Source organism: Ereboglobus sp. PH5-5 (assembly GCF_029504805.1).
GTDB lineage: Bacteria > Verrucomicrobiota > Verrucomicrobiia > Opitutales > Opitutaceae > Ereboglobus.
In genome coordinates this window covers 123,920-136,679 of record NZ_JAQFIT010000001.1, presented here as the reverse complement: position 1 = coordinate 136,679, position 12,760 = coordinate 123,920, and the positions used below count along the sequence as shown (strand labels likewise).

The 12,760-nt window shown below is 65.7% G+C and carries 7 protein-coding genes and 1 tRNA gene; 3 read left to right on the top strand and 5 right to left on the bottom strand.

Going from position 1 to position 12,760, the window contains the following annotated elements:
- Nucleotides 1–40: 40 nt before the first annotated feature.
- A complete protein-coding gene (gene ilvN, locus M2103_RS00390; RefSeq protein ID WP_108825125.1) occupies nt 41–511 on the top strand; it encodes an acetolactate synthase small subunit in 471 nt (156 codons plus the stop codon).
- A 54-nt stretch (nt 512–565) separates the two neighbouring features.
- Nucleotides 566–1,591 (top strand): ketol-acid reductoisomerase, encoded by a 1,026-nt coding sequence (gene ilvC / locus M2103_RS00385; RefSeq protein ID WP_108825126.1) that lies wholly within the window; start codon nt 566–568, stop codon nt 1,589–1,591.
- A 146-nt stretch (nt 1,592–1,737) separates the two neighbouring features.
- Here ilvC and M2103_RS00380 read toward each other — a convergent pair whose 3' ends face one another.
- The gene (locus M2103_RS00380) at nt 1,738–3,375 is read right to left on the bottom strand and encodes a CTP synthase (RefSeq protein ID WP_277508013.1); all 1,638 of its coding nucleotides are present in this window, start codon (nt 3,373–3,375) and stop codon (nt 1,738–1,740) included.
- A gap of 172 nt (nt 3,376–3,547) precedes the next feature.
- Between M2103_RS00380 and M2103_RS00375 the strand changes: the two genes are divergently transcribed.
- Nucleotides 3,548–3,623 (top strand) — tRNA-Ala (locus M2103_RS00375).
- Between the two features lie 329 nt (nt 3,624–3,952).
- On the opposite strand, the gene M2103_RS00370 is transcribed toward M2103_RS00375, so the two are convergent.
- Genes M2103_RS00370 through M2103_RS00355 form a run of 4 tightly spaced genes read right to left on the bottom strand, consistent with a single transcriptional unit; the run spans nt 3,953 to nt 12,759 of the window.
- Nucleotides 3,953–7,108, bottom strand: a complete 3,156-nt coding sequence (locus M2103_RS00370; protein WP_277508012.1) for a WGR and DUF4132 domain-containing protein — start codon at nt 7,106–7,108, stop codon at nt 3,953–3,955.
- A gap of 30 nt (nt 7,109–7,138) precedes the next feature.
- Nucleotides 7,139–9,175: an SWIM zinc finger family protein gene (locus tag M2103_RS00365; protein WP_277508011.1), complete on the bottom strand. Its 2,037-nt coding sequence runs from the start codon at nt 9,173–9,175 to the stop codon at nt 7,139–7,141.
- A gap of 51 nt (nt 9,176–9,226) precedes the next feature.
- Nucleotides 9,227–10,381 carry a VWA domain-containing protein gene (locus M2103_RS00360; RefSeq protein ID WP_277508010.1) on the bottom strand — a complete coding sequence of 385 codons (1,155 nt, stop codon included), beginning with the start codon at nt 10,379–10,381 and terminating at the stop codon, nt 9,227–9,229.
- Entirely contained in the window at nt 10,378–12,759 is a 2,382-nt protein-coding gene (locus M2103_RS00355) for a DUF5682 family protein (protein WP_277508009.1), read from the bottom strand. The genes M2103_RS00360 and M2103_RS00355 overlap by 4 nt, the downstream gene beginning before the upstream one ends.
- Nucleotide 12,760: the final 1 nt, after the last annotated feature.

Below are 12,760 nucleotides of genomic sequence, written 5' to 3'. Positions count from 1 at the left end.
CGCGTTTTCATTTTTCACAAACTCCGTTCACGACACACTCATGCGACACACGATCTCAGTCCTCGTTGAAAACAAGTTCGGCGTTCTCGCGCGCGTAGCCGGAATGTTCAGCGGCCGCGGTTTCAACATCGACACGCTCAACGTCGCGCCCACGCACGACCCCGCGCTTTCGCGCATCACCGCCGTCCTCATGGGCGACGAATCCTCGCTCGACATGGTCATCAAGCAACTGCGCAAACTTGTGAACGTCGTCGAGGTGATCGACTTCGAGGAGGGCCAGTCCGTGAATCGCGAGCTGCTCATCGCCAAGGTGAAGGCCGACCGCAAGACGCGCGCCGAGATCATCCAGATTTGCGGCATCTTCCGCGCGAAGATCGTCAACGTCGGGCGCAGCGACGTCATCATAGAAATCACCGGCGACGAAACCAAGCTGGCCGCGTTCCTCGGCCTCATCCAGGACTTCGGCATCATCGAGCTCGCCCGCACCGGCATGCTCGCATTGAAGCGTTGAGCCTGCTCTTATCACATCTTAATTCATAAATCTTAATTCTTAATTTTCATCATCATGCCAGCAAAAGTATACACCGACAAAGACGCCGATCTCGGCGTGTTCAAAAACAAAACCCTCGCCGTTCTCGGCTACGGTTCCCAAGGCCACGCGCACGCGCTTAACCTCAAGGACTCCGGTTGCAAAGTCGTCATCGGCCTTTATCCCGGCAGCAAGTCGCGCGCCGTCGCCGCGCAGCAAGGTTTCAAGGTGCTCGACACCGGTGAGGCCGTTCGCACCGCCGACGTCATCATGGTCGCGCTTCCCGACATGAAGCAGGCTGCCGTTTACGAAAAGGACATCCTCCCGAATCTCTCGAAGGGCAAGACGCTCATCTTCACGCACGGCCTCGCCGTCCACTTCAAGCTCATCAAGCTGCATCCCGAGATCGACTGCGTGATGGTCGCGCCGAAAGGTCCCGGCCACATGGTGCGCCGCCTTTACACCGAAGGAAAGGGCATGCCCGCGCTCATCGCCGTTGCGCAGGATAAGTCCAGAAAAGCCAAGAAAACCGCGCTTGCCTGGGCCAAGGGAATCGGCTCCACGCGCGCCGGCGTTCTCCAGACCACCTTCAAGGAAGAGTGCGAAACCGACCTCTTCGGCGAGCAAGCCGTTCTCTGCGGCGGCGCCAGCGCGCTCGTCCAGGCCGGATTCGAAGTGCTCGTCGAGGCCGGCTACCAGCCCGAGATGGCCTACTTCGAGTGCTTGCACGAACTGAAACTCATCTGCGACCTCATGTATGAGTCCGGCATCGCCGGCATGCGCTTCTCGATTTCCGAGACCGCGAAATACGGCGACATCACCCGCGGCCCCCGCGTCGTGAACGCGAAGACGAAGGCCGAGATGAAGAAGATTTTGAAGGAAATCCAGAACGGCACGTTCGTGAAACAGTGGGTCGCCGAATACAAGGGCGGCCTCAAGAAATACAACGCGCTGCTAAAGAAGGGCGAAAAGCACCTCATCGAGAAGACCGGCTCCCGCCTTCGCAGCATGATGCCCTGGATGTCCAAGAAAAACCTCAAGGGCGTTCAGGCTTCCTACTAATACGGGAGGCGAGCGCATCGCATCGTTTCAACAAAAACGCCGGACGCATCAAGCGCGTCCGGCGTTTTTTTGTGTGTGCAAGCGGCGTCTTTTCCGCGGCCGAAACACATGGGCCCATGCCATGTGCCGGCCTGCCTCAATACCGCTTACTTTCCGCGCGTGTTTTTCTTTGCGGCGGGTTTTGCTTTCTTGGCGTGCTTCACCGCGGCGCCGATGAATGCGGCGAAGAGCGGGTGCGGCTGGTTCGGCTTCGATTGAAACTCGGGATGGAACTGCACCGCGAGAAACCAGGGATGGTTTTTGATCTCGACGATTTCGACGAGGTTTCGGCGGGGATTGATGCCGCTGACGATCATGCCGGCGCGGTGGAGCTGGTCGATGTAGGCGTTGTTGACCTCGAAGCGGTGGCGGTGGCGTTCGCGAACCTTGGACTGTTTGTAGGCCTTGGCCGCGAGTGTGCCGGGCGTGAGCGCGCAGTCGTAACTGCCGAGGCGCATGGTCGCGCCCTTGTCGATGACCTTTTTCTGCTCCTCCATCAGGTTGATGACGGGGTTGGCGCAGCCGGGCGCAAACTCGGCGCTGTTGACATCGTCGAGCTTGAGGACGTTGCGGGCGAATTCGATGACGGCGATTTGCAGGCCGAGGCAGAGGCCGTAGTAGGGGATGTTGTTTTCGCGGGCGTGGCGGGCGGCGGCGATTTTGCCCTCGGTGCCGCGGTCGCCGAAACCGCCGGGCACGAGAATGCCGTCCAGGCCCTTGAGTTTTTTCGGGGCGTTTTTGGAGTCGAGCTCCTCGGCGTCGATGCGGACGATGTTGACCTTGCAGTTGTTGGCGATGCCGCCGTGGGTGATGGACTCGTAGACGGATTTGTAGGCGTCCTGAAGCTCGATGTATTTGCCGACGACGCCGATGGTGACTTCGTGGGCGGGGTTTTTGATGCGGCGCACGATTTGCTGCCAGATGTTCTTGGCCGGGCGCGGGTGTTTTTCGGCGAGGCCGAAGAGTTCGATCACGAGGTCGTCGAGGCCCTCCTTTTGGAGCGCGAGGGGGAGTTCGTAGATCGAGGAAACGTCGGCGCACTGGACGACGGCCTTGACGGGGACATTGCAGAAGAGGGAAATTTTTCCGCGCAGGCTGGTGTCGAGCGGGTGTTCGCAGCGGCAGGCGATGATGTGCGGCTGGATGCCGATTTCGCGGAGCTTGGCGACGGATTGCTGGGTGGGCTTGGTCTTGAGCTCGCCGGCGGCCTGGAGGAAGGGGACGAGCGTGACGTGGATGAAAATGCAGTCGTTGCGCCCCACTTCGAGGGCGAACTGGCGGAGCGCCTCGACGAAGGGCAGGCCCTCGATGTCGCCGGTGGTGCCGCCGATTTCGGTGATGAGCACATCGACGTCCTTGGTGGATTGGTAGATGCGCTCCTTGATTTCGTTGGTGACGTGCGGGATGACCTGGACGGTGTTGCCGAGGTAGGCGCCCTGGCGTTCCTTTTGGATTACGTTTTCGTAAATCTGGCCGGAGCTCATGCTGTTGAGGCGGGAGAGTTTGCCGCTGGTGAAGCGCTCGTAGTGGCCGAGGTCGAGGTCGGTTTCGGCGCCGTCCTCGAGCACGTAGACCTCGCCGTGTTGGAAGGGGCTCATGGTGCCCGGATCGACGTTGAGGTAGGGGTCGAACTTTTGCATGCGGACTTTGAGGCCGCGCTGTTCGAGAAGCGCTCCGAGAGCAGCAGCCGTGAGGCCTTTGCCAAGTGAGGATACGACACCACCAGTTACAAAAATGTATTTCATCGGGAAAGGTAATGGATATGCGGTGAGGCGGACACGTTACAAGAAAAAGTAAGTTTGAGGGGCGGGAAATTTTCCGGATGCGGGGGGATTGGGGGCGTGGAGAAAAAAATGGGGCAAAAAAGTCCTTGCATTTGACGGCGAAACTTTGATTCTCGCGCCTCACTTTGGTTACGGGCTCGTAGCTCAGTTGGCAGAGCGCCTCAATGGCATTGAGGAGGTCGTCAGTTCGATTCTGATCGGGTCCACCAAATTAAAACCGCCGCCGGAAACGTCCGCCGGCGTTTTTTTGTGACTAAATGCGGCATTGGCGGTGCCTTGCGTATTTGCGAGCCCCCTTTGCGACCCCTTGAGGCTCGTTTTGACAGGAAACGAACGTGGTTTGTGTGCGTATTTGTGGGTCATTTTTCGGCGCGTAATTCGTGGGTGAGCCCACCCCAAAAAAACAAAAAACAGAAAGGACTCTCAAGCCTGCCGGCGCCGCGCTGATCGGCATCGGCGACGCGCTGATACAAAACGTGCTGCCGATCTGGTGAGGTGAAATAAAGTGGAAGCGGTGGCAGACCGCCTCCGCCCCGCCTCACTTCGCCTTCATCAGCAACAGCTCGCAGTCGTTGAGCGCTTCGCTGAGCACGAGCGCGTCAACTTGCGCGAGCGGGATTGCGTTTTTGTGGTCGGGATACATGCGCGGCGTGTAAAGGCCGGGCACAAAAAACACGCGCTCGATCGTCTGCTCGCCCGCGCCTTCCCAATAGCCAACCGAAAACCCTTCGTCGTAGTTGATCACCGCCGTGATGTCCGCTCCGGGGAATTGCTTCGTGTGCTCGTTCACCCAGCCCGCGTCCTGCGGTATGCCGCGCTGCCAGCCGAGTTTTTCCAGGCCGAACACAAGCGTCTGCGCCACGAGTTTTCCGCGCGCGGCGAGGTGCTTGATCTCCGCGCCCTGCGCGTGCTCCGGCGCGAGCGTGTGAATCGTCCGGCCAAGTTGCGCGAAGGGCGGCACGATTTCGTAGTCGCCAAATATCTGCCCCCACTGGTCGAGGAGTTGCTTTTGTCCGGACATTTGCAGCGGGTGCGCGAGGCCGATGCTCGCGCCCGCCGCGTCGTCGGGAAGCGTGAAATCGGCGTCGTTCTCGTCGGCGAAAGTTTGGTCCTCCGTCACGCGAAACGCGCCGGTGAGTTTGCCCTGTGTGTCGTAAACGCCCCAGAGCAGCAGGCGCGCGAGGTTGATCATCAGCGGTTGTTTTACGATCAGTTGCTGGAATTCGCCCGGAGCCCAGCGGCGCCCGGTGACCATCGCCTGCTCCAGCCGCACGGCCTGGATTTTTGCGACCTCGGCGATTTGTTTTTTCAACAACTTCCATTCGGCCACGGCGGCGGGCGCGAGCGTGGCGTCGTCCTTCGCGCCGGGTTTTGGCAGGTCGGATTTGATCGTGCCGTCGGCATGGCGGATCATCGGTTTCATCTCCGGGCCGAGGATGAAGCGGAACTGGCGCGGGCCGAAGTCGAACACGCGCGAGCCGCGCTCATCGAGTCCGCAATCTGGCACGATGCGGTCCTCCAACTGCGCGCGCGACATGCCGCGCGTCTCCGCGATCGCCTCCATGCACTGCGCGGCGCGCTCCTTGATGCCCTTGAATTTTACCTTCTGCGCGATGCCGTTTATCTGCATGAGCGCGGTGTCGGTGCCGATTGCGCGCAGCACTTCGAGCCCGGTGACGGCGCGCTGGTGCTGCGACTCGCCCGGCCACACGCGGACGAGCGGCGCGAGCTTGAGCACGGAGCGGTCGCCTCCGAGAAGTCCGAGCGCGAGAAACGCCCACTTCTCCTTCGAGGGCGCGCCCTCGCCGAGCCAGAGCTCGAACAGCCGCCAGCCAAACGCGTCGAGGCTGTCGGCCTCGGCGTGTTCGCGAAGCGCGACGGCGAGCGGGTGTTTTTGCTCCGGCGTGCTCGCCTGGAGCGCGGCGATCACCTCGCCGAGTTGCGCCTCGCCGAGCGCGTATTGCCCGCCCGCGATGTCGAGAATGAGCGGCGTCAAGTCGGGCAGTTTCACCCACGCGGGCCTCTTGTTTTTTCCAAGCGGCGCGGCGGCGAGCGCCCCGCCCCACCACGCGGGAATTTTTTCCGGCGGCAGCGCCGGGTAAACTTTTTCAACGACATCGAGCACGCTCGCGCGGATGCGCGCGACGGTGTCGGCGGGGAAATGCGCGAGCTGCGCCTCGATGAGCGCGGCGGCTCCGCGGCGCTTGAGCGTGTTGAGATAATCGACGGCGGCCGCCGCGCCCTTGCCGCCCCCGGCGGCGACGGGGATCAGCCCGGCCACGCTTTCGGCGGGATGCGCGTCGAGCCATTCGCGCGAGGAGCGCGGGGCTTTTGAGTTGTGCGCGAGGTCGAGCATGTGCGGCGCGGCCTCGGGCGCGTGCACGCGCCCGAACTCGGCGAACAATTCCTCGGCATCCTCCTTTTTGCCGATTGCGGCGATGCTGCGCGCGATGACGTCGAGCGCGGTGAGCCCGGTGCGCGCGAGGAAACCGCGGATGTAAACAGGCCGATTGAGCGGCAGTTTCAGGCGGCGCATATGAAACGCGACAAGCTCGGGCGTGCCGAGGCCGAGCACGATTTCCTGCGGGCAATGGTAGTGCGCGTGATCCCACGAGGTGTCGGCGACGTAAAGGTTGTCCGCCCAGCCCTCGACAAGCGCGCGCGCCTCGTCACGCAGGCCGAACATCACGCCGAACATAAACGCCGCCGGCGGAGTGGCGTAAAAATCAGCCGGCCACACGGCGGAATTCCACGCGGCCTTGGCGGCCTCCTTCCACGCGGCGCGCTCCGCGGCGGTCAGCCACGGGAAAACGTATTTGCGAAACCCGTCGCGGTAAACGCGCATGCGCGTCATTTGAAAACCAAAGCCGCGTCCCACAACCGGGCGGAACATGTATTCGATCAACTCGGCGGGCGTCAGCAAAACCGCGAGGCAACGGACAAACTCGGCCGGCACATAATTGTTTTTTGTATCGAGCGCCGCCGGCGCCTTTCCGGTGAACACGGTGTTTTCTTTTCGGATTTTTTCAGCGCGCTCGGCGGGTTTCTCATCGCGTTTGCGCGGCGCGAGCATGACCGAGCACCAGAACTCCGCCTCCTCGCGCGAAAGCTGCGTGTCGGGCAGCGCGGCGGTAAAATCCCACTCCCAGCCGTATGAGCGCGCGCGCACCTTGGTCGCGAGTCGCTTCAAGCAATCCTCCAGGTCAAACGGCTTCGCGGGCGGCGGCGGTGTGAGCGCGGCGGACAGCACGCGAACCGCGCCGTCGGGCAGCGGAAAATCCTCCGGCACGGCCGCCCAATCGGCGGCATCAAGGTCGATCTCGCGGCGCAACGCGGCATTGGTGGGAAACGCCGGCGCCGGTTCGGGTGCGGCAGCCGGCGCGGCGGCCGGTTGCGCGGGAACCGCCTCCTTCTTCGCGGCCGCGACGGGCGCGGGTTTTTCTTTTTTCGCAACGGGAGCAACGGGCGCCAGGGGCGCGCCGGCGGTTTTTTCGACGTAACCTTTTTTCGTTTTTTCGGCGACGAGCTTGTCGAACGACTTTTGCGCGTCGGAGTCGGAGGCGAACTCCTTTGTCTGCGTCTGGCCCGCCGTGCCGATGCGTCCGTAGTTCACGGTGTGCGCCTTGCCGTCGAGTGTGATTGTCCAGAATTTGTTGGAGGAACCGTCGGAGAATTCAAACGTGCGGGTGGTCATGATGCGCACGAGGCAACGGATTTCGGCGCGTTAATGCGATGTAAAAGGCGGTGGAAGAATCTGGAAATTTTCCAGCGCCGCGTATTCGCGAAACGCAAAATCGGCGGCGACGGTGAGCGCGAGCAGCGCGCCGGTGTTTTTGGAAAAACCGTTCGCGTCCGGCACGAGCGCGTCCAGGCCGAGCGAGCGCCCGAGCGCGGCGAGGCGCGCGCTTTCGGCGGCGGTCGCGGACGGGCCGAGCAGCCACGTCTCGGCGAGGTGCTCCTGCAATTCGTCGATGTAATCGTGCAACGCGTCGGCGGCGGTTGCGGCGGTTGATAACGACGCGGGAAGTTTTTCGGTGGGCGCGGGCCGGTTGTCCGGGCCGCTTTGCGGCGGCGCGTCGTCAACCCACGGCTGGATACAGGTGCGCCCGGAGGCGTTTTCAAAAACGACGCTCAGCGGCGCGAGCACGAGCTCCGCGCCCTCAAGCCGGGCCTGCGCGCACACAAAACGCACGTTGCCGGGCGTGGCGCGCAACGCGGCGAGAAGGGACTCGTTGCCGGCGGAGGCGCGCGTCACGCAGGGGTGCGCGAGGACCGCCGTGCCGCCCTCGGCGTCGGCGAGCCGCGCGCGGATTTCCTGCGACGCGACGGAAAATACGACCTCGCCCGCGCCCGTGACGGGGCACACGGCGAGACGCGCGGCGACGCGGCGCGGACCGAGCGCGGCGGGCGGCTCGGCGCGGAGTTGCTCGCGCAGCGCGGCGAAACTGGAAACGAGCAGCGGCGCGCGGAGCGTCTCCCACGCGCAGGCCTGCGGCGTCACGCTCACCGGCGCGCGGCCGGCGATGAAGCGGCCGGAGGGCGAGCGGCGCCCGCCCTTGACGAGAAGCTGCCCGCGCCCGATGGCGGCGAGCGTGGCGCCCTTGAGCGCGAAGGTGCGGGCGAGCGCGGCAAAACTTTTCGGCGTCCCGCCCGGCTCGTGCGCGAAGGCGCGCGTGATGGCGAGCGTGGTGCCGGTGTCGGCATCCTGGAGGTAGGCGGAAATTTCCGTTCCCGTTTTCCAAGTGCGCGCGGCGCAACCGAGGCCGATCAGGCGCGCGGAGGCGATTTCCGTTTCGCGGTCGCGTGGCGTGCCGCGAATAAAAAGCGGCGGCACCGGCGACACGCCCGAGCGGATGGCGTCGGCGCGCTGGAGAAGCTCGGCGGCGAGCGCGAGAAAATCGCGCGGTGCGAAGCGGGCGTCGCGCGCGAGGTAGGCGGTGTGGAGCTCCGCGATGTCGTGCAGCGCGTCGGCGGGCCAGACGAGCGCGGCGTCGCGCGCGAGCGTGGAAAGGCGGCGCCAGGTGTCGGCCTGGAGCGGCGAGGAGCGGGCGAGCCCGGTGGCGGCGAAAGCGGCGAGTTCCGCCTCGATCTGGTTGAGCACGGAGAGCGCGGCGTCATCGGACGCGGCGGAAATTTCCGGCGCGGTGGAGACGAGCGCGGCGGTTTGCCCGGCGGGCATTTTGCGCGCGGCCCAAATGGAGAGCAGCGCGTGGCCGCAGGGCGCGGTCGCGGCGCAATCGCACACGGCGTAGCGCGGGTCGCGCGGCACGAGAAAATTAACCGTGCAGCCAAGCGTGTGCAGGTGCGCGCGCGGCTTTGCGCCCGTCCAGACTTGGATGACGTGGCCGGCTTCGAAATCGCGCCGCCAGCGCGCGAGCTCGGCGGGCGAAAAAAACGCGTCGAGTTGCGCGTCGGTGATTTCGGCGGGCGACCATTCGGCATTCGCGGACACGGGCGTGTTTTCGCCTTTGGGCGCCGGCGCGGAGGTTTGCGAAAGCTGGTAACGGATGACGGTGCGCAGGATGTGCCGGCAGAGCGTTGCCGAGGGGCAGGTGCAGCGCGCGTCGGTGAGGCGCGCGCCGGCGGGCAGGCGGCATTCGGGGCCGTCCGACCAGCGCGCGGTGATGTCGCCCGCGGGCGTCTCCCCGAACTCGCACGCGAGCGCGGACGATTCGGCCTCCTGGCGCGCGCGCCGGGCGAGGCCTCGGTTCGCGAGCGAGGCGAGATCGTCGTCGTTGAGTGCGAGAAGGTCGGCGCGCATGGGTTTCGATTTTTGAAATTTGAAAAAATGTTTTCGTTGGGCCGGTGTTGCTCAGCCGACTTTTTGGGCGATCCATTCGGCGAGCTCGCCGGGTGTCATGGCGCCGACATGCGCGCCGAGTTGCGCGAGCTGGCGCGCGACGTGCTCGTCGTAACGCGGGCGCGCGTCGGGGTCGAGCGCGGCAAGGCCCAGAAGCGTGGAGCCGCCGCCGATGATGCGGCGCGCCTCGGCGTAGAGGCGCCCGACGGGCGCGCCCTCGAAGAAATCGGTGACGAGCAGCACGATGGCGCGGCGCGGATTGTCGATGAGCGAATGCGCGTAGTTGAGCGCCTGGCCGATGTCGGTGCCGCCGCCGAGCTGCACTTTCATGAGCGTCTCGACGGGATCGACGCAGTGCTCCGTGACATCGACGACGGCGGTGTCGAAGAGCACGAGGTGCGTGCGCAGCGCGCGGAGATTCCAGAAGCAGGCGGCGGTGATCGCGGCGTGGATGACGCTGTCGAGCATGGAGCCGGATTCATCGACGAGGATGACGAGCTGCCAGCGGTCGGTCTGGCGGCGCACGCGCGAGTAGAAGTGCGGCGTTTGGAGGACGAGGCGTTTTTCGTCGGGCCGCCAGTGCTTGAGGTTGCGGCGGAGCGTGGTGCGGATGTCGAAATTTTTGGCAACCCTGACGAGCGAGCGGCGGCGGCGGTCGAGCGCGCCGCTGAAGGGCTGGCGCACCTCGGAGGCGAGTTTTTCCATGAGCTGCGCGACGACGCGGCGCACGAGGTCGCGGGCGAGCGCGAGCACTTGCTCGTTCATGAGGTGCTTGGTGTGGAGCACGGCCTTGAGGAGCGTCTGGCTGGGCTGCGCTCGGGCGAGCAGGTCGGGGTTGGTGACCATTTCCTGGAGCTGGTAACGCTCCAGCGCGTCGCGCTCGATTCGCTCGATTGTCTTTTGCGGAAAGAGGCGGTGAACGTGGTTGATCCACTCGGGCACGGTGAGCCGCGATTCGCCGAGATCGCCGGCGGGATGGTCGCCGCGAACGTTGCGTCCGGGGGAGTATTCGCGGTTGTAGAGGTAGGCGAGCGCGGCGTCGCGCTCGGCGTCCTCGCCGGAAAGCCCGCCAAGCGTGGACTCGACGCCGTCGCCAAGCACCAGCCGCCAGCGCGTCTGGCGCGCGCGGGTTTGTTCATCGGAAGATGGCGGGAAAATATTACTCATTTGACGAGGGGAGCGCGGAGGCCGTGGCGGGTGAGTTCTTGTTGGAGGCGGGATTCGAAGGCGAGCGCGCGGGCCGCGGCGGCGGGGGAAACGGCGAGCGCCGGGAGCGGCGCGGCGGCGGTCGCGCCGGTCGCCTCGAGGAGGCGGCGAGCGAGGTGGTCTTTTTCGCGGGGCGTGAAATAGGTGAAGGCGAGGCGGAGCGCGGGCAGCGCGGCGAGAAACATTTCCGTGTCGTAGGCGAGCAGGTGGCGGTCAATCGCAAGGAGCAGGTCGGGGTGGCGTTGCGACTCCTCGCGCGCGAGCGCGAAGACACCTTGCAGGAAATCACCGAGTTCGTCGGGCGCGGAGGGGATTTGGCCCAGGATATCGGCGAGGCCCGTCTCGCCGAGCGACCAGAGCGCGCCCGCCGCGCCGCCGCGCAGGAGCGGCGGATGCGATGATGTCGCGCAGAGGCGGCGCAGCGTGGCGACAAGCCCGGCGGTGTCCCACGCGAGCGTTTTGCCGGCGGTGTGGACGGCGGCGAGCAACGCGCGCAGGCCCTTGATCGCGGCTTCGTCGGCCGCTGGCGCCTGCGCCTCAAGGAGCCAGATGGCGCGCGCGTGGGACTCGGTGAGCAGCGCGGCGATTTCATCGCGCGCGGCGGCGGCGGCCATGGCGACGGAATCGTTGTAACGATAAAGATAATACAGGTGGCCGAGCGCGCGCGCCACGCTCACAAAGGAGGCGTCGGCGCGAAGCAGCTCGACCACACGCGCGCGCAGTCGCGCGAAACCGGCGTGCCAGCCGGCGAGCGCGGCGTCGAGCAGGAGGCGCGCGGCGGCATCGGCATCGCGCTCGATCCTCGCGGCGTTTTCGACAAGGCGCGCGCCGGCGGCGTCCGGAAGCGCGGCGCCGTAAAGCGAGCGCTCGATGCACGCGGCGTCGAAGTCGGGCGTCCAGCGAAGCGTCCACGTTTCCCAGAGGCGCGAGAGGTCGTCGCGCCCGGTGAAGTCGGTGCCGTCCGTGCGCGCGAAGCCGGGGATTTCGAGGATGCGCAGGCGGTGCAGCGTGTGCGAGCGGGCGATGTCGGCGGGCTTGTCGAGCGCGAGTTCGAGGCGGCGTTCCTGCGAGGGCGGCTCGATGTCGTGCGCGCGGAGCGCCGCGGCGATGTCGGCGACGAGCGGCGGAAGCGGCGTGCCGGGCGCGAGGCGTCCGCGCGCATCGCCGCGAAACACGGCGTGCAACGCGTCGAGAAACGGATGCCGCGCCGCGCCGGAGCCGCGCGCCGCCGTGGCGATTTCCTCTTTCACAAGCGCGCCCGTGAGCGCGTCAACGAGGTCCGTGCGCCAGACGATTGCGTGGCCGCGCAGCGTGGCGAGCGCGGCGGCGGTGGTCTCGACCGCGACGAGGTCGGCGGTGCTCGCGGTTTGCCCGCGCGCGCGGAGCGACTGCGCGGCGGCGGCGAGGAGCGCGGCGTGCGTGCCCGGCGAATGATCCAGCCAGACACGGTGATGGAAGCCGGGATTAACGAGGCCGGCCTCGTAGCCGGTGAGAGAATCGAGGCGCTCGTAGGAATACGGCGTGAGCGCGATGCCGTGCCCGCCGGCGGGCGGGCGCGGTTGCCGTTCAGGCGCGGTGACATCGTCGGGCGGGCTGGCGGCGTTTTCATTGTATTCGTTTTCCGAATACAGGCCGTCGAAGAGCGCGGAGCTGTGGAAGCCGCCGGTGACGACGAGCACGGGGCCGCGCGGATGGCGCGCGAGCGCGGCGCAGATGCGCGAGAGCATGAACGCCTCGCGCGCGAGGTCGGCGGCGCTCGCGCCGCCGTCGGCGAGGCGGGCGTTGCGGCAGAACGCGTGGCAGCGGCGCAAAAACTCGCCCGGCGAAAGCGCGGGGTCGATTTCGAAGAGCGTGTCCCAAAGCGTGTCCCAGTCGTCCACACCGAGGCTGCGGCAGAGTTGCGCGGTGTAGGAGGAGCGGCCGAGCGCGCCGTCGGCGTAACGGTTGGCGGCGCGATCGAGCGCGGCGGTTTCGCTCCACGGCAGGTCGATGAATTCGGCGGGGATTTTGAGCGCGGCGGCGGCGCGGAGCGCAACCCACTCGGGGGAGAATTCGCAAAACGGATAAAACGCGCCGCGCCGGTTTTGCCCGGCGTCGGTGAAGTAGCTGTAGATCGCGATCGGCAGCGTGTGCGGCGCGAGCAGTTCGCCCAGGCGCGGATTAAAATCGGACGGGCCCTCGATGAGAACGGCGGCGGGACGGAGCCGGCGAACGAGTTCGCCGACAAAGCGCGCGCACGCGGGGCTGTGATGCCGCACCGGAAAAAACACAACCGGCCCGTCGCACGACCAGAGTCGCGGATCGGCGTCGGCGTAAGGAAATGCCTTGGTTTCCCGCATC

What these genes read in the sequence shown, in the direction of transcription:
- M2103_RS00360 (WP_277508010.1), bottom strand. Translation starts at nt 10,381, where the DNA reads ATGAGTAATATTTTCCCGCCATCTTCCGATGAACAAACCCGCGCGCGC.
- M2103_RS00355 (WP_277508009.1), bottom strand. Translation starts at nt 12,759, where the DNA reads ATGCGGGAAACCAAGGCATTTCCTTACGCCGACGCCGATCCGCGACTC.
- M2103_RS00370 (WP_277508012.1), bottom strand. Translation starts at nt 7,108, where the DNA reads ATGACCACCCGCACGTTTGAATTCTCCGACGGTTCCTCCAACAAATTC.
- M2103_RS00365 (WP_277508011.1), bottom strand. Translation starts at nt 9,175, where the DNA reads ATGCGCGCCGACCTTCTCGCACTCAACGACGACGATCTCGCCTCGCTC.
- ilvN (WP_108825125.1), top strand. Translation starts at nt 41, where the DNA reads ATGCGACACACGATCTCAGTCCTCGTTGAAAACAAGTTCGGCGTTCTC.
- ilvC (WP_108825126.1), top strand. Translation starts at nt 566, where the DNA reads ATGCCAGCAAAAGTATACACCGACAAAGACGCCGATCTCGGCGTGTTC.
- M2103_RS00380 (WP_277508013.1), bottom strand. Translation starts at nt 3,375, where the DNA reads ATGAAATACATTTTTGTAACTGGTGGTGTCGTATCCTCACTTGGCAAA.